Annotated in this window: 27 protein-coding genes and 2 pseudogenes; 19 read left to right on the plus strand and 10 right to left on the minus strand. The window is 42.5% G+C overall.

The window, feature by feature from the left end:
* Positions 1-7: 7 nt before the first annotated feature.
* Both MKP07_RS25325 and MKP07_RS25330 read left to right on the plus strand, forming a co-directional pair.
* Entirely contained in the window at positions 8-244 is a 237-nt protein-coding gene (locus MKP07_RS25325) for a hypothetical protein (RefSeq protein WP_240849929.1), read from the plus strand.
* Positions 214-648, plus strand: a complete 435-nt coding sequence (locus MKP07_RS25330) for a hypothetical protein (protein WP_240849930.1) — start codon at positions 214-216, stop codon at positions 646-648. Before MKP07_RS25325 ends, MKP07_RS25330 begins: the two co-directional genes overlap by 31 nt.
* An 83-nt stretch (positions 649-731) precedes the next feature.
* Here MKP07_RS25330 and MKP07_RS25335 read toward each other — a convergent pair whose 3' ends face one another.
* The 10 genes and pseudogenes from MKP07_RS25335 to MKP07_RS25370 form a co-directional block, all read right to left on the minus strand.
* Positions 732-1,562, minus strand: a complete 831-nt coding sequence (locus MKP07_RS25335) for a heparinase II/III family protein (protein WP_394803696.1) — start codon at positions 1,560-1,562, stop codon at positions 732-734.
* A gap of 87 nt (positions 1,563-1,649) precedes the next feature.
* Positions 1,650-2,230 (minus strand): annotated as a pseudogene (locus MKP07_RS39515) (heparinase II/III family protein); the annotation flags it as partial.
* Positions 2,188-2,562: a heparinase II/III family protein gene (locus MKP07_RS39520; RefSeq protein WP_317236102.1), complete on the minus strand. Its 375-nt coding sequence runs from the start codon at positions 2,560-2,562 to the stop codon at positions 2,188-2,190. The pseudogene MKP07_RS39515 and the gene MKP07_RS39520, both read right to left, overlap by 43 nt.
* A gap of 148 nt (positions 2,563-2,710) precedes the next feature.
* Positions 2,711-3,559, minus strand: coding sequence for a heparinase II/III family protein (locus MKP07_RS25345; protein WP_240849932.1), 849 nt, complete (start codon positions 3,557-3,559; stop codon positions 2,711-2,713).
* Positions 3,490-4,074: a heparinase II/III family protein gene (locus tag MKP07_RS39525; RefSeq protein ID WP_262919467.1), complete on the minus strand. Its 585-nt coding sequence runs from the start codon at positions 4,072-4,074 to the stop codon at positions 3,490-3,492. The genes MKP07_RS25345 and MKP07_RS39525 overlap by 70 nt, the downstream gene beginning before the upstream one ends.
* The gene (locus MKP07_RS39530) at positions 4,040-4,729 is read right to left on the minus strand and encodes a heparinase II/III family protein (protein WP_262919468.1); all 690 of its coding nucleotides are present in this window, start codon (positions 4,727-4,729) and stop codon (positions 4,040-4,042) included. Before MKP07_RS39530 ends, MKP07_RS39525 begins: the two co-directional genes overlap by 35 nt.
* A 125-nt stretch (positions 4,730-4,854) precedes the next feature.
* Positions 4,855-5,064, minus strand: coding sequence for a hypothetical protein (locus tag MKP07_RS25355; protein WP_240849934.1), 210 nt, complete (start codon positions 5,062-5,064; stop codon positions 4,855-4,857).
* Between the two features lie 38 nt (positions 5,065-5,102).
* Positions 5,103-5,384 carry a hypothetical protein gene (locus MKP07_RS25360; RefSeq protein WP_240849936.1) on the minus strand — a complete coding sequence of 94 codons (282 nt, stop codon included), beginning with the start codon at positions 5,382-5,384 and terminating at the stop codon, positions 5,103-5,105.
* Positions 5,385-5,473: 89 nt separating this feature from the next.
* Entirely contained in the window at positions 5,474-6,661 is a 1,188-nt protein-coding gene (locus tag MKP07_RS25365; RefSeq protein ID WP_240849938.1) for a heparin lyase I family protein, read from the minus strand.
* Between the two features lie 26 nt (positions 6,662-6,687).
* Entirely contained in the window at positions 6,688-7,671 is a 984-nt protein-coding gene (locus tag MKP07_RS25370) for a glycoside hydrolase family protein (protein WP_240849941.1), read from the minus strand.
* Between the two features lie 637 nt (positions 7,672-8,308).
* Between MKP07_RS25370 and MKP07_RS25375 the strand changes: the two genes are divergently transcribed.
* The 17 genes and pseudogenes from MKP07_RS25375 to MKP07_RS25450 all read left to right on the plus strand — a co-directional run bounded on the left by MKP07_RS25375 (position 8,309) and on the right by MKP07_RS25450 (position 20,512).
* Entirely contained in the window at positions 8,309-8,881 is a 573-nt protein-coding gene (locus MKP07_RS25375) for a carboxypeptidase-like regulatory domain-containing protein (protein ID WP_240849943.1), read from the plus strand.
* 20 nt (positions 8,882-8,901) lie between these two features.
* Positions 8,902-9,078 carry a TonB-dependent receptor plug domain-containing protein gene (locus MKP07_RS25380; RefSeq protein ID WP_240851066.1) on the plus strand — a complete coding sequence of 59 codons (177 nt, stop codon included), beginning with the start codon at positions 8,902-8,904 and terminating at the stop codon, positions 9,076-9,078.
* 49 nt (positions 9,079-9,127) lie between these two features.
* Positions 9,128-9,424 carry a hypothetical protein gene (locus MKP07_RS25385; protein WP_240849945.1) on the plus strand — a complete coding sequence of 99 codons (297 nt, stop codon included), beginning with the start codon at positions 9,128-9,130 and terminating at the stop codon, positions 9,422-9,424.
* A complete protein-coding gene (locus tag MKP07_RS25390) occupies positions 9,403-11,322 on the plus strand; it encodes a SusC/RagA family TonB-linked outer membrane protein (RefSeq protein WP_240849947.1) in 1,920 nt (639 codons plus the stop codon). The genes MKP07_RS25385 and MKP07_RS25390 overlap by 22 nt, the downstream gene beginning before the upstream one ends.
* A gap of 29 nt (positions 11,323-11,351) precedes the next feature.
* Positions 11,352-11,552 (plus strand): hypothetical protein, encoded by a 201-nt coding sequence (locus tag MKP07_RS25395; RefSeq protein WP_240849950.1) that lies wholly within the window; start codon positions 11,352-11,354, stop codon positions 11,550-11,552.
* A gap of 160 nt (positions 11,553-11,712) precedes the next feature.
* Complete coding sequence (locus MKP07_RS25400; RefSeq protein ID WP_240849953.1) at positions 11,713-12,123, plus strand: hypothetical protein; 411 nt, start codon at positions 11,713-11,715, stop codon at positions 12,121-12,123.
* Entirely contained in the window at positions 12,063-12,974 is a 912-nt protein-coding gene (locus MKP07_RS25405) for a RagB/SusD family nutrient uptake outer membrane protein (protein WP_240849954.1), read from the plus strand. The genes MKP07_RS25400 and MKP07_RS25405 overlap by 61 nt, the downstream gene beginning before the upstream one ends.
* Before the next feature lie 148 nt (positions 12,975-13,122).
* Positions 13,123-13,446, plus strand: coding sequence for a RagB/SusD family nutrient uptake outer membrane protein (locus MKP07_RS25410; RefSeq protein ID WP_240849956.1), 324 nt, complete (start codon positions 13,123-13,125; stop codon positions 13,444-13,446).
* A 62-nt stretch (positions 13,447-13,508) separates the two neighbouring features.
* A complete protein-coding gene (locus MKP07_RS39535; RefSeq protein ID WP_262919469.1) occupies positions 13,509-14,177 on the plus strand; it encodes an alpha-L-fucosidase in 669 nt (222 codons plus the stop codon).
* Positions 14,177-14,950 carry an alpha-L-fucosidase gene (locus MKP07_RS39540; protein WP_262919470.1) on the plus strand — a complete coding sequence of 258 codons (774 nt, stop codon included), beginning with the start codon at positions 14,177-14,179 and terminating at the stop codon, positions 14,948-14,950. Before MKP07_RS39535 ends, MKP07_RS39540 begins: the two co-directional genes overlap by 1 nt.
* A 417-nt stretch (positions 14,951-15,367) precedes the next feature.
* Positions 15,368-16,243 (plus strand): heparin lyase I family protein, encoded by an 876-nt coding sequence (locus MKP07_RS25420; protein ID WP_240851067.1) that lies wholly within the window; start codon positions 15,368-15,370, stop codon positions 16,241-16,243.
* Positions 16,244-16,288: 45 nt separating this feature from the next.
* Positions 16,289-16,534 (plus strand): hypothetical protein, encoded by a 246-nt coding sequence (locus MKP07_RS25425; protein WP_240849957.1) that lies wholly within the window; start codon positions 16,289-16,291, stop codon positions 16,532-16,534.
* 29 nt (positions 16,535-16,563) lie between these two features.
* Positions 16,564-17,145, plus strand: a complete 582-nt coding sequence (locus MKP07_RS25430; RefSeq protein WP_240849959.1) for a DUF1961 family protein — start codon at positions 16,564-16,566, stop codon at positions 17,143-17,145.
* A gap of 23 nt (positions 17,146-17,168) precedes the next feature.
* The gene (locus MKP07_RS25435; protein WP_240849960.1) at positions 17,169-17,864 is read left to right on the plus strand and encodes a DUF6250 domain-containing protein; all 696 of its coding nucleotides are present in this window, start codon (positions 17,169-17,171) and stop codon (positions 17,862-17,864) included.
* 464 nt (positions 17,865-18,328) lie between these two features.
* Positions 18,329-18,880 carry a sulfatase family protein gene (locus tag MKP07_RS25440; protein ID WP_240851070.1) on the plus strand — a complete coding sequence of 184 codons (552 nt, stop codon included), beginning with the start codon at positions 18,329-18,331 and terminating at the stop codon, positions 18,878-18,880.
* Positions 18,841-19,485: a sulfatase family protein gene (locus MKP07_RS25445; RefSeq protein WP_240849963.1), complete on the plus strand. Its 645-nt coding sequence runs from the start codon at positions 18,841-18,843 to the stop codon at positions 19,483-19,485. The genes MKP07_RS25440 and MKP07_RS25445 overlap by 40 nt, the downstream gene beginning before the upstream one ends.
* Before the next feature lie 89 nt (positions 19,486-19,574).
* A pseudogene (locus MKP07_RS25450) lies at positions 19,575-20,512 on the plus strand (ROK family protein).
* Positions 20,513-20,760: the final 248 nt, after the last annotated feature.

Genomic DNA, 20,760 nt, shown 5'->3' on the forward strand with positions numbered 1-20,760 from the left:
TGTCTCTGTGATCGTAAAAGACAAAACAGGCACCTTCAGGTTACCTAAAGGTGATACGGCTTTCGACCAACCTTTTGATGGAAGTTGGCCACGCGGCAGGAGGGAAGTGGAGTCCGAAAGGCTGATGTTAAATGCCCACGGCAGCTTTTATGAAATTGGCCGTGAGGCAGGTTATAAAGCTATGCGTCCTGTGGCTACACACACAAAAAAATTATGGACTTCTGCACCTGGCGTGGGTTATTAGTACTGAGCGGAACTAAAACAACAGCAAAAGCGGACGGGCATTATTTTACATCAAGAGATAATAATGGCTTATGGTTTGGCGCTATTGACGATCTGTGGAAATTGGGTAAGCCTCGGGGAGAAGGCGGCGTTTGGAAAAACACGGAAGTGAAAGCCGGTGAAGCTTCTTTACCTTTCTTAATGACGGGCTACGATAAAAAAACAGTTACACTTACCGCAGATAAGGATGTGAACATTAGTTTGGAGGTAGATGTAGACTTGAATGGTTGGCAAATATATAAAAAGATAAAGGTGTCCGCAGGTAAAAAGGTTACTCATGTTTTTCCCGATGGTTATAGTGCCCATTGGTTAAGAGCTATAGCGGACCAGCCCTGTAAAGCTACCGTTTGGTTGCAATACGAATAGCGGTTCTTTCTCAGGGCTGGCTGGCATAAAAAAATCGAAGTTCTAAACTCCGATTTTTTGTGTGCACAGTTTTTGAAATAGTGTCAATATAGCTTTGCTTTTACCTTACTCTTTTTCCCGTCAATACTTATGGTAAGATTGATGTTTCCTTTTTCATAATCATTGCCCTCGTTTTCTTTGATAGTAATTTGAGGCACTGTATTGCCACTGTATGGGCAAAGTATGCTTACAAATTGTTGTGTCTGGGCATCAGTCTTCGGCTTCTCAAATGAAAAAGCAGGTCGTTCCGTCTCCTTCATATACTCGTAAGAAACTTTACTTTTTTCTTCTGCCAATGATAGGTTGTCGGTATTCAATGACTGTATTAAAAGGTTGTTCCCGTCAGGATAACTGGTATACACTTTTTTACCAGCCTTATCAAAAACAGGGTTGCTGTCTTCTTTTAATTGGAAGTGCACACTTAATGTACCTGTAGCTTTTCCAATGGCCCTGTCAACGATTAAGAAATATTGTTGGTCAATAAATAATATACTGCGCTGATGGTTCAATTCATTGTAACTGGGATTCGTATAAGTCAGCACATCCAGGTAATCACCGGCCTGCCATTTGTTTTGAACCGCTTTGGTTACAACCATATTCTGGTTATCGAGTGTTAAGGTATTATGTACCCTGGTTTGCCGGTACCAATCTCTCATTTTGTTAATTGCAGCATCTCCGCTATATACGTATGCGCCTGCATCCGGAGTGAAGTTTCTTCCCTTTACCCAAAGTTCAAACGTGCCGTTATCCGGCTGTGCATGAAATTTTCCCGGAGGACTTGCCTTTAAAACCATTACGGTAGATTTGTTATCCCAGCCGTTTCTGAAGGTATAAAATCCCGAAGGTGTCAACGCACTCGACAGATACCCGGGCAATTGCCCTTCTTTACCTTCTGTTGCAAAATATTTGATGAATTGATTATCAGGGAAAACTTCAGACCAGCTCTGGAAACGCCTTACTCTTTCTTCTTTTTTAACAAGCCAGGCATCGCCAAACATAGGATTATTATAATCGGGGAAAGAGATTTTCGCCGTAGCCACGATCATTTCTTCTATGGTTTTGATATAACCGGGCGGAAATTCACTTACGAGTCCTGACATTTTTGCTGCATTATATCCCTGAGAAAAATATCGATAGTAGCTACCTGGTAAGCAGGTGAAAGTTCCCATTGTATGCCATCAGGATACACCTGTTTAACAATCTCACGGTTGAGCACTTCTATGCCGCTCCTGCGCCATTCGCCGGCCATTTTAAGTTCCGGAAAAAATGAGCCTGCGCCTAAAACACGTTGGGCCTCAAACAATAAATGATTGCCTTCCTCACTATAATGTTTTGGAACATAATCTGCCTGTTGGTTGTAACTATTTAAGAAATCGAGTAAAAATGCAGGTGTAAAATTCGAAGAAGTAACAAAAAGGTTAAAGGTTCCTGGCAAACTCTGCAACCTTTCGGATACCTCCAGCGGACGCCAGGCATAACGGTCGTTGTCTGCAGATAAACCTAAAGGATTTTTTTCATCCAGTCCCTGAATTGAAATATCCACTCTTTAGCATACTTTTCATCTTTGCTGCCACGGTAGGCCAGGCCCATGGCCTGCCACCAGGTTACACGGTGCAATTGCCAGCGTACTTCATTGTCTTTTACCGGCCAGTATTGCCAGTTGATATCTTTTCCATAATCATAATAGCCATATCCTTTTTGTGGTTGAAACAGGTGTTTTAATGCGTTATCTGCTTTCTCCTGTTGTGCTTTGCCAATTAATACTCTCTTAAACCTTTCTTCATCTCCTACATTAAAGTCAGCATGTTTCACGTTTTTCCGGTTGCGGTAGTAGTGCAATAAAGCATTAGCCGCATCGCCATATTTTCCTTGTATAAAAAGCTGATTGACCCTTTCAAGTCCGGGGTAGGAAAGGTTTAGCGGCCAAAGCTTTCTTTAGTAATAAGGCGCTCCTGGGCACTTCCAGTAATAAAAACGCATATCAACAGGACTGCGAGTGCGGTTAATCTTTTAATAATTCTTTTCATAGCTGGTTTGTTGAAATGGTTCTTGACTTTCCGTTGATAGTTAATGTTAAATTGATGTGGCCTTGAGCGTAGCTATGGCCTGCATTTTCTTTGATTAAGATTTCAGGAGGCTTACTGCCATTGTAAGGATAAACGACCGTTACAAAAGTTTGAGCGGATGTATCTGTTTTCATCTTTTCAAATACAAAAGCCGGTCTTGGCGTTTCTTTCTGATATTCGTAGGAAACAAAGCTTGCTTCTTCACGCATCTTCACGGGGTCGGAATTTAAATTCCGGATAAGCAGGTTGTTGCCGTCATCGTAAGTAGTGTAGGCCAGGTTGTTTTGTTTGTCCAATACAGGATTAACATCCTCTTTAAAATTAAAATGAATACCCAGTTTGCCGGTAGCTTCTCCAGATGCCTTATCAATAATGATAAAAAAGGATTGATCTACAAATAGAAAGCTGCGCTGGTGATCCAGCTCTTTATAGCTGGGATTGGTATAGCTTAAAATTTCCAGTGTACCTGCTTGCTTTTTCCCAGTGAGGGGGAAGCGAGTTGTCTCCCATTTTCTCAACTTTGCATCATTGGTAATATTTTGATCGTTCAGGGTTAGTGTTTGATGGGCTTTGGTGCTGCGGTACCAGTCTCGTTTGGCATTTTCATTATTACCCACATTGGCATATACAAAACTGCCTGCATCGGGCGTGAAATCACGGCCTTTTACCCAAAGCACAAAATTACCATTATCAGGGTGGGAGTGGAATTCGGCGGGCGGACCCGCTTTGATCTGCATCACCGTCGATTGCTCATTCCAGCCATTTCTAAAGGCATAAAACCCGGCATTTTTAAGCGCGCCGGACAAATATTGGGGGCTTCACCCGATTTTCCGTCTGTAGCAAAATACTGTATCTCTTTATTTTCCGGAAATGCCTGGCTCCAGGTTTGATAATTATTGAGCATGGTTGCTTTCGTAGTAAGAAAGGAATTGCCATATAGCGGAAAACTATAATCGGGGAATGTAAATTTAGGAACCGCCAACACCATTTTCTCTACCCAATTGCTGTAACGTTCAGGAAATTCTTTTTGTAAGCCTGCATCTTTTACCATTTTTAAGGCGCGGAGAAAAGTGCCAATGGTGCCTATGTGATAGCCAGGTGATAGTTCAAACTGCATTCCGTCCGGATACACCTGTTTCACGATTTCGGCGTTTAACACGTCTATACCACTTCGGCGCCAGGCGCCAGCGTTTACCATTTCAGGGAAACTGGTGCCGGCCAACAACAAGTGTTCGGCTTCGTACAAACGGTGATTGCCTATATCGGTGTAATGGGAAATGACATAATCAGCCTGCTCCTTGTACGATTGCAGAAATTCCATTAAAAACTGAGGGGTGAAATGGGGGAGTTAATAAACTGGTTAAAAAAGACGCCCAGTTGTTGAGCCTGAACGAAACCACGAAGGCTTTCCAGGCAAATTGTTGATCATCGGGGTGCGCGCCCTGCCTGTTTTTTTTAATATAATCCTGCACCTGCAAAATCCATTCTTTGGCATATTTTTCATTGCCTGTGGCCAGATAAACGGAGGCCAGTGACTCCCAGAATGTAGTACGGTGCAAAAAGGTGGATAGTAGTTGGTCCTGCACCGGGCGGTATTGCCAGTTGATATCTTTGCCATAATCGAAAGTTCCATAACCTTTGTGGGGCTTAAATTTATGTTGCAAAATATCATCAGCCAATTGTTGCACATTGGCATTGACATGTTTGCCTGTAGCCTGCACAGTTAAAGCTCCTTTGCGGCTGCGGAAATAGGCAAGCAAATGTTGGGAAGCACCTTCATAATCTTTTCCGGCAACAGCCTTAGCCACTTGCTGCATACCTGGATGCTTAAGGTTGAGTATGGCGAAGCTTTTAGCAGCGAGTTGGTGTTGTTGTGAAACAGCAACAAGGCCCGTTAACTGCAAAGCAATGGTAACCGTTAGCGCCTTTAAGGATCGGAAGAAGAAGATCATCTGTAAAGCGTTGAATAAAGTCATGATAAAAACTAAAATTCTAAATATTTATTTAGGTCAATGGTAGGTGACGATGTCCTTCCACCAGTCAGCTAATGAAGCCCGGTGGCGTCTTCAATTGCATTTTTTGAGTTTGAAAAACTAATGTGTTACTCAGTAACCACGTTAACAATTTTAGAATAACCTGCCTTCCCGTTTATATCTACCTGTTTAATTCTTAAAAATAATTTATCCTTACCATTGATCAGGGCGTCATTGTATTTATTGCAGGAGATAGCGAGCGCTGTAAATACAATCAATGTTGTAAAGAAGATGATCTTAGAGTGCCTCTTTATGCCAAAACCTAAAAATCCCAGCAACAGCGGCAGGCTGATTAGCGTGGCTATATCTGCAGCGGCTACAGTAGCTTCATAGCTCTGAGGTTGAGATGAATTGCCTTTTTTGACGGAATGGTTTTGATGGTAGTAAAATGTTGTCCGTCTTTTGATGCCTGTATTTCAAAATAACTGTTATTGGTTTCGTTAAGACTTTGCCAGCTTACCAGCATCCCATTGTTTTTAAAAGTGGCATTTATGGAGCCAAAATTTACCGGTAACGTTATAGGGAATACTGTTCCGCTAAATGCAAAATTGTCGATACCTACCAACCCTCCGCTAGCTGTTGCACCATACCAGTACATCCTGAAAGTGATTTCGCCGCTTGTTGAAATATTGGCCAGGTCAAAGATTGTAGTATTGCCAAAATTACCGGTATTGGCCGGGTCATCGCTTACGGTAACCGCGCTGAAATATTGGTGGCAAAATTATCAAGACTGGAGCGTAATACGTAGGTGTTAGGATGGGTGGCTCCACCGGTTCTCCAGTAAAATGTCATATTGCTAAAATTGAGTTGATAGCCTGCTTCTGGAGCGACTTTAAACTCATAATACTCGGTATTATCAAACGGGCTGGGTGTGGCTACCGTACCGTTTACCCATCCGCCTAGTAAATACCTGCCGCTCAAAGTAGCTCCACCCGCAGGGGTTAATGTGGTACGCGAGAAATCGGAGCTAGGCGATGTGCTGTTATTAACCAGGTTAGCAGCTACCACATCGTTGGCAGGAGAGTATGGGCCTGCCTGGTATGCAGGGTTATTATCTGTAATGGGATTGTTCCAAAGTGCGATAGGTGCGCTGTTATTGTTCAACTCAAATATCCTGATGTCATCATGATAAATGGTATGGGTAAGACCTTCCTGTAGCCCGTATAGTCCCCATTTAATATAGCCAATATTACCAATGCCGGGGTCGCCTGCAAAAGTGTTGTAGTTGGTTGAGTCATCTACCATCGTAAAGTCACTTTGTCCCGGCAGTTTCATGTAGGTTTTGATATAGCCCGTGGCATCCAGGGTCCATTTGGCGTCTATCCTGAAATGAATCCACTGGTTATAATAGGGCCGTACATCGGCCAGAAAATTGTATACCTTCGAACTGTTTACATATCTCAGCCTTAAGGCGTTTCTCGCTACACGCAATTGCAGGGGAACTCCCGAATCGCTTTCAGAATTGCCGGATACTTTTAGCTGGAAAACATTCGTTTCGTGTATACCACCCGAGACCCAGGGCGTCCAGTCTTTAAGCAAGATGCTGAATTCATAGCGCCGTTCATCGCCCGGCTGAAACCGGGCGGGGAGATAAGCAATCGCGTCCGCTTCGCTTCTCCAATTGCCGTCTGAATAGTAAGCAGAATCACCATACGCTATTTTATGGGCGATGGCCCAATTGCTGCCGGCACCGGGTTGTACCATAAACGCAGCATCGGTTGCCGTAGCATGGGTAGCAGTTACCCCAACGATACCTGAATGGGTGGTGCCGTTCTCATAATTAACGTTAAGTAAGGTGTTGGTTACTGTTTGGGCGAAAGCCGGGAGCAAGGCAACACCTATAAAAAATAAGATGGTCAGGAATCGTTGATACATATGATTATATTAAAAGGGTAGAAAATTTATTTTATTTTCTTCAGCATCGCATATCTTTTAAGCGCTTCCAGGTAATAATAGTCAGCGTAATCCAGGGGCGTATCAATTTCTGAATTGTATAAAAAAGCGCCCACGCTATGTTTTAAAATAAAAAACTGGTTATCGCCCGGTTTTGCCAGGTAGGTATCTGAAGACAGAGACTTCAGTATATCTTCGGCGTAGTTATAATATTTTCTGCCATCGGGTACATATTGGCTCAGTTCCAGCAAGGCTGAGGCAATTACTGCGGCAGCTGAGGCATCTCTCGGCGCTCTTTCGGCAACATCCATGGCATTGTGCACGTCAAAATCCCAAACAGGTATTTTGTCTTTAGGCATGCGGGGATGCGTCATGATAAACCTGGCAATGTTCTCCGCCTGGGCAAGGAACTTCTTATCCTTCGAATTCCCGTAGCACATTGTGTATCCATATAAGCCCCAGGCCTGTCCCCGTGCCCATGCCGATTCGTCTGTGAGGCCCTGGTGTGTTCTTTTGGCTAACACTTTGCCCGTTTTAGGGTCATAATCCATTACATGGTAAGAACTGAAATCTTTTCTGAAATGGTTTTTTATGGTTGTATGGGCATGAGTGCTTGCAACCTGTGCATACCCGGGCTTGCTAAACTGCTTTGCGCCCCAATATAAATATTCCAAATTCATCATGTTGTCGATAATGACAGGATAGTGCCATTTGCCAAAATCCCATGAGCGGATCACCCCAACTTTTGGATCAAAACGGGCCATCAGGTTTTTGGCACCATCGGCCAAAGCTGGCAGGTAAACCGGATCTCCCGTAATGCGCCAGGCATTGCCATAAGAGCAATATAGCATAAAGCCCAGGTCGTGGGTATCGGTAATATGCCGCACCGAGTCAAGAGCCAGAGTAAATCTTCTGGCTTCTTCGGCAAGCTTTTTATCGCCGGTAAGCTCGTAGCCAGACCATAAGGATCCCGGAAAAAGCCGGTGGTCCAATCGGTGTAAGGGGCCAGGCGTACACTTCCATCCGGGTTTATGGAGCGTGGGTTTTGGCCGGGCTCATATTTTTGTGCGGCTTTAGATAATTGTATACCTGCTGTTCTTATGGCATTGGAGAGCCAGGCATCCTGGGCATAAAGATGAGGCGATGTTATACAGCATATAATGAAATATAGAGCTACTGTTAATTTGGCAGTGAACCGATGCGTCATGGATGGAGATTTTATTAAGAGTTTACCTTCAAATGGCAGTGCTAAAATTACCATGGTAAGGTGCATGAAGCTTTCGGAAATTGATTTATTCTATTAAAAAATGATGAATGCGCGGGAAAGCAACCAAATCAAGTTTAGAAGGCGCTAATTTTTTTTAGTACAGGCGAAAAAAATAAAAGTATTTGTAAATCAATTTTTTACATATTTTTTGTTATTGGTGTTGGCGTAGCTTCATATATTGTAAAGCCCTATTCATCAAAATTGATAGCTTTTTGGACGATTGTGAAACACAAGGAGTAAAATCGGGGCTATATTCGACAAAGCTTGATCATACTGACAACGTTCAGGGGTAGGCCTGAATAACGCATTGCTCTTGATTGATAAAACTGCTACGACAATTTGTCGTTGATTAAATAATATTTATGGGCAATATCGCCGTGAACAGGCCGGCTCATAAAACTTCAGCGATGTGGATGTTCAATTTTAATGTTTTAAACAAACCGGAAAAAATGAGAAAATTTTTGATGCTGCTGTTCATTTTAGGATGTGTTCCTGTCGCTTTCAGCCAGCAGGAAAGAACAGTTGGAGGACGTGTGGTAAATGCTTCCGACGAGCCGCTTGTTGGAGTAAGTGTAACGCTTAAAGGCTCGGGTAATACCTCGCTAACGAAATCTGATGGCACTTTTGAAATGAAGGTCACCCCGGGCGCTGTGCTTAGCTTTTCTTATATAGGATACCTGCCCCTGGAGCAGGCGGTAGGCGATAAATCCGAATGGACCATTGTACTGCGTGAAGAAGACAAAAGCCTTGAACAGGTAGTGGTTGTGGGTTACGGTACACAAAAACGAAAGGACTTAACCGGTGCTGTTTCTTCGGTAAGCGGTACCGAGTTGGCTAAAGTACCCGTTCAAAATGTAGGACAAGCGCTTCAGGGCCGTTTGGCCGGCGTACAGGTAACAATGTCTGACGGAACACCGGGGCTGAACCCTCCATAAAAATTCGTGGCGGTACGTCCATTACTCAAAGCAACGAACCCCTGTACGTGGTCGATGGCGTTCCTCAAACAGAGGGCCTTAATTTTCTGGATCCCATGGATATTGAATCTGTAGATGTATTGAAAGATGCATCGGCTACAGCAATATATGGAGCAAGGGGGCGAATGGAGTGGTGGTTATTACTACCAAGCAAATAAAACCGGGAAAAGTGTCTGTAAACTATGACGGGTATGTGGGCGCAAAAAAGTGAGTGGCAACATACCGGTTATGACTCCCTACCAGTATATAATGCTTATGTACGAACGCGCTGATACGGATCCGGAGCGGCAACGTTTCAATACTTTTTACGGGTCATTCGATTCTTTAAAGATCCGTTACGAAAATCAGCCCGGTATAGACTGGCAAAAAGAGGTTTTTGGTCAAACCGCTTATAATCAATACCATAAAGTGAGCATCAATGGCGGCAGTAAAGAAACAAAATTTAATTTGTTTTTTGCCCGTATAATAATGACGAGGGCATTATGCTTAACAGCGGTTCCGTAAAAAATATTGCCAAGCTTACTTTGAATCATAAAATAGGGAGCCGGTTTACGGTGAATGCTATAGTAAACTACTCTAATCAAAAGATCACCGGTCTGGGTACGCAGGAAGGGGGTAACGCCCGCTTAAGTATGTTGCAAACCATGTTGCAATACAGGCCAACTACAGGTTTACTGGGAGCAGACGAAGAATTGCAGGAATATGAAGTAGATCCTTTGGACCCTAATCCTAATTCTCCTGCCTTTCAAAGCCCGTTGGTCAAAATAAGAACACAACACCGGGAGCGGGTAATAAAAGCTTTAAATGCAAATGCAACCATTCAGTACAATTTAACGAAACAACTGACCTACCGGGGCTTAGTGAGTTATACCGATAATAGCAATAAAGCAAAGGAGTTTAACGAAGCTACGTCCTTGTTGGCTATCAGGAGCGGAGGTGCTAACGGCGAGATAGGTCATAATATAGGTTCACGGTTTAATTATAATAATACACTGACCTATTCAGCCACGTTCAATAAAAAGCACAAGTTGGATGTTACTGCAGGGCAGGAGTATATCTACAATTATTCAGAGGGGCTGGAAGCAAGGTCTACTGCGTTTCCGGAGGCAAACCTGGGATGGGATGATTTATCTTTAGGTACGGTGCCGGGATTTCCATCGTCTTTTGCCGAAGATGACAAGCTATTGTCATTTTTTGGAAGGCTTAACTATGGATACGGTGACCGTTATTTGTTAACAGCAACGTTAAGAAGAGATGGTTCTTCTAAATTCGGAGAACAAAATGTTTGGGGCACTTTTCCTTCTGTCGCCCTGGCATGGCGTGTGATCAACGAATCGTTCTTAAAAGGTTCAAGTCTCTTTTCCGATCTTAAGTTACGGGTAAGTTATGGCCAGGCCGGCAATAACAGGATCGCTAATTATGCAGCGTTAGGTATCTTTACATCGGGTGTTTACCCTCTGAATAACGCAGTGGTCTCAACGGCCTATCAAAACAATCTGCCGAACCCTTTTCTTAAATGGGAGGCTTCGGAAGCTACCAACATTGGCCTTGACCTGGGTTTTTTGAAACAGCGGATAACGCTTACTACCGACATTTACGACAATCGGTCTAAAGACCTCCTGTTTAATGTACGCATTCCCGCAAGTGCCGGGTTTACAACGCAATTCCAGAACATAGGCACCACTTCGAGCCGGGGCGTTGAATTTACTTTAAATACTACCAATGTGAGAAAAACAAATTTCAATTGGAGCACAAGTTTTAATCTGTCGTTTAATCGAACCAAAGTATTAAGTCTGAGTGATGGAGAAAGATCCATGACTACCAATAGTTACACCACTACTAACGATTTTATATTAGAAGTAGGGCAACCGGTAGGCATTATGTATGGCTATATAAAAGATGGGTTGTACGGGGTTCAGGATTTTGACTATAATGCTACCAATAATACCTATGTACTGAAAGAGGGAGTAGTGAGAGATAACATTACAGTGCAACCCGGGTTTATCAAATTCAAAGACATTAGCGGTCCTGATGGAGTTCCAGACGGTGTGATTAATGATTTAGACAGAACGCGTATCGGTAACGCTAATCCACGTTATAGTGGTGGTTTAAATAACAACTTTAGCTATAAAGGATTCGACTTAAGCGTATTCATGAACTTTACGGTTGGTAATGATATCTATAATGCTAATGTGGTTAATAATGCCCGGTTGGATCTTGACTACCAGAACACTTTATCCGTCTTCAGTAACAGGTGGACGACCATCGATCCGGCTACGGGTGCGCGCGTAACAGACCCTGCGTTACTGGCCTCCTTAAATGTAGGAAAATCGCAGCCCGTATATAATGGTAATGCTACGGGGCGGCTTTATGATGAGATCATAGAGGATGGCTCTTTTTAAGGCTCAACAACATCAGTTTTGGATATACATTGCCCAGGAACTTTGTAAATAAAGCACGGATAGCTAATGCCCGTATTTATTTTACAGCTTATAACCTGCATGTGTTTACGAAGTATTCGGGCTATGATCCCGAAGTGAGCGTGATCAGGACAGCATTAACACCGGGTGTAGACTTTAGTGCATATCCAAGAGCGAAATCATTTGTGGCCGGATTGAACATTTCTCTTTAGTAAATAAATTACTGACATCAAAATATCATCAGATGAAAATATTTTTACGTTTGGTTAAAATTTCCCTCTTTGTTCTTTCGCTAAACTTTATGCCGGCCTGTAAAAAGGCAGTACAAACGGAACCTTATTCTTACTTCACCACATCTAACTTTTTTCAGATGTGAATGAAGCTTATATGGCCACGTTGGGCGTTTACGAAATCATGTCGCAGGAAGCCACATATGGCTGGTATGTTAATTTGCTTTATAATGGTGCAACTGATATCGCACAGGTAAGTCCGGGTACCTCCCCCGATTGGAGAACCATTCCTAATTACCTTGGGATTCCTGAAACAAATTTTTATTACCAAACCTGGAGTGCATTTTATAGTGGTATCGACAGGGCAAACGTTGTGATTGAGAGAATTCCCCAGATGGAACTGTTTAGTAATGGTACTGAGGATGAAAAAGCCCAGCTCAGGCGGATGCTGGGGAAGCTAAATTTTTGCGGGGATTTTATTATTTTGAATTGGTGCGCCTATGGGGAGATGTGCCCTTTAAAACAAGAAGCTCGCAGGCAGGGGATAATTTGAAGCTTGGACTTACAGACCGCTACCAGATATATACACAGGTGATAAATGACCTGAAAGAAGCGGCAGATTTGTTGCCGGCTACCTTACCTGCCGACGAGCGCGTAAATAAGTGGGCGGTAAAAGCTATGCTGGCAAGAGTGGCTTTATTTGCCGGCGGATATTCACTTCGTGAAGATGGCACTTTGAAGCGGCCTGATGATTATAGAGAGTATTATACTTTGGCCAAGCAGCAGATCGACGATGTAGTTGGATCCAACCTTTACAAGCTGAATACGAGTTATGCACAGGTATTTAAAAACCAGTGCCAGCATATACTTGAACCTACAGAGAATATGTTCCAGGTAGCATTTTATAATCCAACAACTAATGCGCGAGCTAATACCAATAACCTTGGGTATTTTAATGCTCCGGCTACGGCTCTCGGAGTGTATGGTACTTCTCTTAACAGGTGTTTTACAGTACGACCTTTTTATAACAGCTTTGATACACTTGATTGGCGCCGCGATTTTGCTATTGCCACTTATGCTATTGATGCAAACGGGTACAAAACCCAGCTTTGGTCTGCAAGGGGTGATGAAAGCTGGACGGTTGCCAAATGGAGCAAGGAGTACCAAACCAATTCACTTCTGGAGCGTACCTTAACACATATCAATACCGTTATAATGAGATATGCTGATGTATTGCTGATGCGTGCAGAAGTCGAAAATGAGTTGAATAATGGTCCGAATACTGTTGCCTACGAAGCTATCAATCAAATAAGAAAAAGAGCATTCGGCGTTGACCAACCCGGTAGTAAAATTGAAATCAGAATAATTTCCCAGGGTTCGGGATATATGCAGCTCCCCGTGTAGAAATTTCAGGTGGCGGCGGTACCAGTGCGGCAGCGGCCGTAACACTCACATCAGGAAGAGTAGCTACTATTTATAATCTTAGCGGCGGTTCTGGTTACACATCCGCTCCGGCAGTTACCCTTGTCGGGGAGGTGGTACTGGCGCTGTATTGCAGGCCAGGCTGGTAACCAAAGCAGATGCAGGTAGGGCAGAACTGGTTGGCGGGCTTTCCAAGGAACAGTTCCTCGCCGCTATACAAAACGAAAGGGCATGGGAGCTTTGTTTTGAAGGCATGAGGAGAGCTGATCTTGTTCGTTGGAACCTCCTGGCCACTAAAATAGCAGAGACCAATACCAAAGTAAAAGCCATCCGTTCCAACTATAACTATCCGGCTGGTACCAATTTCGTTGCAGGAAAACATGAGTTATATCCTTTTCCACAAAATGAAACGGATGTAAATAAAGCCATAACAAGGCAAAATCCTAAATATTAATAATAGCATTCTGATCAATAAAATGAAAACCTCGTTATCAAAGTGCACCGGAGAATCTACTAATGAAAAATTTTAAAAAATTAGCTTTATACACGCTTGTGTTTTTGCCGCTTTTAGTTGCAGCTCAGGAGGATATTTATGATCCATCTAAAGAATATGAATATCCCGGCGACCCGCTCGTAAAAGAAAAGCTTGATCAGTGGCAGGATCTGAAATTTGGGGTAATGTTACACTGGGGTGTATACACTCAGGCTGGCATACCTGAATCATGGGTGATCTGCGGAGAACCATGGCCAAAGCGCGATAGCACATTGAATTATGAAGCCTATAAGAAATGGTATTGGGGACTTTCAAAAGACTTTAATCCTACAAAGTTCAGTCCTGAAAAATGGGCAGAGAGCTCAAAAAATGCCGGGATGAAATATATCGTTTTTACAACTAAGCATCACGATGGCTTTAGCATGTTCGATACCAGGCAAAGTGATTATAAAATTACAAATGGCCCCTTTAAAAATAATCCCCAGGCCGATGTCACTAAGTATATTTTTGATGCTTACCGCAAAGAAGGGTTGATGATCGGCGCCTATTTCTCGAAGCCGGACTGGCATTCGCAGGATTTTTGGTGGGACCGCTTTCCAACACCAACGCGGAATATTAATTACGACCTGAAAAAATATCTGAGAAATGGAAACGGTTTAAAGATTTTACTTTTAACCAAATCAGCGAGCTGATGGGCAATTACGGCAAAATAGATATTTTGTGGTTAGATGGCGGATGGATCAGGCCCGGATTAAAAAGTGAGCTGGAGCGTAAAGAATGGGGCCTTAACGAAAGGGGCAGGGCCAATTACCCCAACTTTAACCAGGAGGTAGACATGCCGCGCATCGCCAAAATGGCAAGGGAAAAACAGCCTGGCATATTGGTGGTAGATAGAACCGTGCACGGCCCTTATGAAAACTACCGCACACCAGAACAGCAGATTCCTGTGGAGCAAATAAATACACCGTGGGAAACCTGCATCACGCTTACCAAAGCATGGAGCTATCGTAAACCTGCCGAAGAAAAAGTGAAATCTTCTGCCTGGGTAATTCACACCCTGGCTGAAATCGTAGCAAAGGGTGGCAACATGTTGCTAAGCTGGGGACCAACACCCGAAGGTGAATTTCCCAAAGAAGTAGAAAAGCCATTGGAAGAAGTAGGTGCGTGGCTGCAAAAAAATGGCGAAGCGATTTACGGAACAAGAATAACAGAAAATTATAGAGATAGTACAACCAATACTACCTGGTTTACAAATTCAAAAGACGGGAGAAAGAAATACGCTATTGTGTGCATTAAAGATAGCGAAATTATTCCTGTAACCCTAAAATGGAAGGGCAATCTGCCTGCAAAAGGCAATAAAATCAGGTTGCTTTCCACCGGTAAAAATGTAAGCTGGAAAGTAGAAGGGGAACAAGTAGTTGTATCAGTTCCTAAAGATCTGGTAGGTAAAAAACACAGGCTTTAGCATTTGCTTTTTAACCTTTGAAATAGAGGAGCGGCTTTCCTGAAATAAAATAGCCGTGATTGAGTGGAAAAGCTCAGAAAGTTGTACTTTTTTCTGTATGCAGTGACAAAACCTACTCGGCTCAAGTGGTAGATACTGTGCCCGGTGCAGCCCAATAAGATTAGGAACATCGGTATGGAATGGCAGACCAAAAATTTTAAAATATGAACGCTAAAAAAGTTTTCTTTTCCTGGTTGCAGGAATAGCTTCCGCCGCATCAAGTTGCGGCCAGGTTAATAAATCTGTCCAGGTAATCAAAGAGGGAACAATACGAAAAATCGACTGGCGACTCAGCGAACAAAAAAGCATTGTAGCTCCCGGACAAATTCTGGACGGTCAGTTTATTCAATTGGCGATAAAGAGCCAAACGGTATTATTATCGAAGACACTAAGAACAGGCTTAATGGCAATGCAGTTTATAAATTCGTATGTACCGGTGCGGCTAACCGTATTGAGCTTTCCTCAACTTTCGGAACCCGGGAAAACCTAAAGGAATATGCTGACGAAGAGATTAAAGATTTATCAACCATCTTTGATGCTTATATCAATTCTTTTCATGGCAACTATGGAGATGTGGTAACTTATGAGTGGTATACGAGGTTCCCTGAAGCAGCATCTCCGACAAAGGGCGGTATTATAGCACAAATACATGGCCGCCCGGATCGTACGCTGCTCATTAATCCCGGAGGACAAATGGTCAAATCGTCTGTCAAAGAAATGACAGCTATGTTAGATACCATGTATTTTGACAAGCATATCGGCAAAAGTCTCAAAACAAAAGAACCCAATGGATGGCTGGTAGATGCTGCTGCAGGTGGGCCGATAGCTGAAATGAGCTACCGTCCTCCTCATTTATATATGTTGGTACGCAGTAGTGCCGAAAGAATATCTGATAGCGAAACCCGTACAAGACCATATCCTGGTAAGGTGCAGGTAGGCCAGGTAATAGGTGAAAATGGTAAAACAGGATTTTTGGCTTTTGCTGAACCGACAAGTAAAGTGCCTGTTAACAAATGGATCCGTTTTAAAATGGAAATCAAGTACAGCAAATATAGCCGAACAGCCGATAAGGTACTGGAAAGCGGGTATATCAGGGTTTGGATGGATGACCAGGTTTTGTGCGATATCAAAAATGTTGACATTGGTAAAAATGATGAACTGGGTCCTTATTTTAAATACGGTATTTATAAGCCATTCAAAGACGGCTTCACTGTAGAGCACAGTGGGTTCAAAGAAACCATACAAAAAAGATAGAGCGCAATTAAGAATAGTATTCAGACAAACGAACCTAACCGTATCATGAATAAAGCATTTTTAGCAGGTTTATTGATCTTTCTACATCTGGCGATATATGCGCAGGGTGTGGAAAGCAAAAAATTAATCTGCAGCTACCATTTCAATAATAGCAGTGAATTAAAAGACTGGGAAATAGAGGGCGAAGGTCGATCTTTTATTCGTAAAGGGAAGCTCATTTTAGAGCCGCTCCATTTTCAGCTGTTAAAGAAATTAATGGAAGACGGAAGTATTTCAAAAAAAATAATGTAGAAGAATATCAGCCCTATATTATCAAAGCAATGAAACAAAAGTATGGTAAAGACATTTCCCGGTATTATGCAAACGTTGCATCAAACGAAGGCCCTGATAACAGCGAAACACAGTTTTTGGGTGGTAGCTTTAATATCTGGAACAAAAAATTTCCAACGGCCTCTAGCTTTTCTATAGAATTTGATTTCCAAGCGCTTTATCCCACACCTCTGCACATGATTATGTTTTCGGCCTGGGGCATCAACGGATCTGGAATCTTCGATGAAAAGCTTCCCTTGCGCTATGGTCTTTCTACTGAACTTATGACCGGGCAACTTAACAATTACCGCATTTCCTATTTCGAACCACAACGCAAAACGGCTAATTTACGCAAGGCTCCCGGTAGAAAATTATTGTTGGAAGGGAACGACATTGTTTCTGCAGATCCACGTAAAACCTACCATTGTGAAATAAGGAAGATTGAGGATCAAATCAGTTACATCATTGATGGGAGAACTGTTTTTATTTACAAGGATGATAAGCCTTTAGCAGGGGGCTATTGGGGGTTCAGGTTGATGCCCTGTGCTAGCGGTGCGTATGATAATATTAAGGTCTATAACTACAACCCGTAAGCTTATAAACGTGATAAATAAAAGTGAGCATTTATAGAATAAAAATACTAATTACCGTTGTCTTAGGTTTATGGATCTTTCCGGCATTTGCACAAAAAAGCAGGCTTATTTTTCAATCAGATTTTTCCAGGCCATTGGATTGCCGCACCTGGATAGCAGAGATTGATAATCTTCCAGGACATACCTCTACGGTGTACACGCACAAAAATGCGCTGGTGTTAGATACCTGGGGAGGCGTCACAGTTTGGTTGAACAAAAAATTAAGCGGCAATATACAAATTGAGTATGACAGGGTAGTGCGAATGGGGCAGCAATGTAATGACCGGGTCAGTGATATGAACCAGTTCTGGATGGCTACAGACCCTAAAAAAGACAGCCTGTTTACGCGTCGTGGAAAATTTGCCGAGTATGATGACCTCTCCTTATACTATGTGGGTGTTGGCGGATGGTACAATAGCGCGACCAGATTTAGAAAATATCTGACGCCTGCCTCAAAACCTGTGATAAAAGAATATACGGATAAGAAGCATTTGCTGGAGGGCGAAAAAATATATCGTGTTAAAACAATAGTAAAGGATGGAACGACAAGCTTTTGGCTTAATGGAGCGTTGTATTTTGAATATAAAGATCCGTCACCATTGACATCCGGTTATTTCGGGTTCAGAAGTTTACAATCACGGCAGGAAATCAGGAATCTCAAAATATATGCTCTTGAATGAGCAGTTATATACATCTTCAAAAATCTGAACCTGTACAATCTCGATAAATAATGTTTAAGAAAGATCATCGCCTTTGGCAAAAAATAGCAATGACAAAAAGTTTCATCCAGGTACATAAATAAAGCGCTATACAAACCCAGGTTAAGGAATAGCTCTGATTTTATTTTAATGAAACAAACTTTAGAAGTCGTGGATATAATAATGCCAAAATCTTTTCGTCAAATTTGTAAGTGTTTTAAACATATCTGAAACAGTGTTTTTGATTACAATTTTATATTCGCCCCGATGATACACTTAATGAAAGCAAAATATATTTTCATATCGTTGTTGGTGTTGTTAATCGTTTCGGCTAAGGCGCAAACCTCGTCCAGGCCTAATATTCTGATCATCATGACAGATCAGCAAACGGCAGATGCTATGAGTATTGCCGGTAATAAAGGGTTACACACGCCGGCTATGGACAAATTGGCAAAAACGGGGTTCGCTTCACTAAAGCCTATTGTGCCCAGCCTTTATGCACGCCATCCCGGACAGCAATTTTTAGTGGAAAAATGCCTTTCGAAACGGGCTTTGTGGGTAATGTGCCGGAGAGAGATGGCCTGTGGCCGGACAGCTTGCTGACAATGGGGAAAATTTTTCAGAATAGTGGTTATAGAACAGGGTATGTAGGTAAATGGCATTTACCCATCCCTGCTAAAAAAGTCAATCAGCATGGTTTTGAATTTATAGAAAATACCAATTTCTTAGATTATAACGATGCAGCCACACCTTCTTTTTGCGCCCGCTTTATCAAAGAGAATAAACAAAATCCTTTTTTGTTAGTAGCTTCTTTTTTAAATCCACATGATATTTGTGAATGGGCCAGGGATGAGGAGTTAAAAATGGATGTGCTTGAAAATGCGCCCCCAGCCCATCAATGCCCTCCATTACCGGCCAACTGGGCAATCCCCAAAATGAACCGGAAATATTACGTGAAGTGCAAAAGAATGTGGGCTTCCGTACTTATCCATCGGTAAATTATACAGCCGATAAATGGCGTCAATACCGCTGGGCCTATAACCGTTTAGTAGAAAAAGTAGATAAGTATATTGAAATGGTTCTGGCTTCATTAAAGAAATATGGGGTGGAGAAAAATACCATAATCATTTTTACTGCAGATCATGGAGATGGCTATGCGGGTCATAGCTGGAACCAAAAACAGGTTTTATATGAGGAAGCAGCAAAAGTCCCTTTTATCATTTCTAAAATGGATGGCTCCATAAAATCACGTACCGATGATATGTTGGTGTGTAATGGAACAGATATTATTCCTACTATATGCGGTTTAACAGGCGTACAGAAACCTCACAATCTAAAAGGGGTGGATATTAGTAAAAAACTGACGGAGCCCTCAAAAAATCTGCGCGATACTTTGGTTATAGAAACTGATTTTGCCGATAATGAAAAATTACTTGGCGTCAGCGGCAGGGCAGTTATTACCCGAAATTTTAAATACATTGTTTATAACAACGGAGCCATCAAAGAGCAGTTATTTGATCTCTCCAAAGATCCGGGGAAATCACTAACCTGGCCGTTCAGGCCAGCCATAAAACAAAGCTGCTTGCCTTGCGTCTTTACTTAAAACAATGGTGCGCAAAAAATGGAGATCCATTTGAATCAGGGTTATAGTTTCACAATAAATAAAATAGGATAACCAGTCCGGCAATAATTATGCACCATAATAGGATAGAACATCAAGCAATAGGTATTGACGTAGGAGGATCTTCTTTAAAATGCGGGCTTGTCACCGGTAGCGGTGAAATAGTACATGCGCTAACCCTTTCATTGCAAGAGGCAAAAACCGAAGCCGCTGTTGTTCAACTAATAGAAAACGGTATTGCTGAATGTACGGGCGCTACCCAACTTCCTGTTGCTGGGATAGGGATAGGCTTTCCCGGCATTATCGAGGATGGGGTTATTATTGGAGGCGCGGTCAATTTACCCGGATTCGATCATTTTCCGCTTGCAGCTATCCTGTCCGATTCTATAAAAATTCCCGTATGGATCGATAATGATGCGAATATGATGGCCCTGGGGAATGCGCTTATGGCGGGGCCCGTGATTGCGATGATGTAATTTTTCTGACGGTTGGCACGGGTATCGGGGGAGCTGTTTTGGTAAATAAAAAAATTGTGGGCGGCTACAGAAATCGCGGTGGCGAAATAGGTCACATGATATTGCATAAAGATGGTAAACGTTGCGGCTGTGGTGCAAACGGATGCTTTGAAGCTTATGCTTCTACAAGAGCATTACTTGAGCAATACCAGAACAGTAGTCCTGATAATGCACCCGTTAGTGGTGAAATGATCGTGCAGAAATTTTTAGACGCAGAAACTATTGCCGTAAATGTAATGGAGCAACATTTTGATTATATGGCAACAGGCATTGCCGGCCTGGTTAATATCTTTAGTCCGCAGCGTGTAATTATAGGCGGCGGCATCAGCGAGGCAGGAGATTTTTATATCAGCCAGATTGCTCAGCGGGTAAAAGCGATAGCAATTCCCGTGGCCCATGAATTTACACAGATCGTGCCGGCGCTCCTGGGCAACAAAGCAGGGCTATTAGGTTGTGCCAGTAAAGTATTTGAAAAAATGATATCCAATTGCTAGGGGACTTCTAAGGGATGCTGTTGCTCCATCCCCGCTGCTTAAATGGATTTTTATATTTAGGACAGCCCTTTCCTGCGTTAGCGGGACACGCTATCTGTATTTCAAACAAATGTAATTAAGCTTAGATAAAGAAGTTTAGCTGCTTGCAGGTGGGCATATGAAAAAACAAGATACTCTATATATCTGCTAACAGGCTGCATTCAATCAAATTTAAAACCATATTCGTCAAATCTAAAATTCTTAAAAGG

The sequence above is a fragment of the Paraniabella hibiscisoli genome (assembly GCF_022512515.1).
Classification (GTDB): Bacteria; Bacteroidota; Bacteroidia; order Chitinophagales; family Chitinophagaceae; genus Niabella; species Niabella hibiscisoli.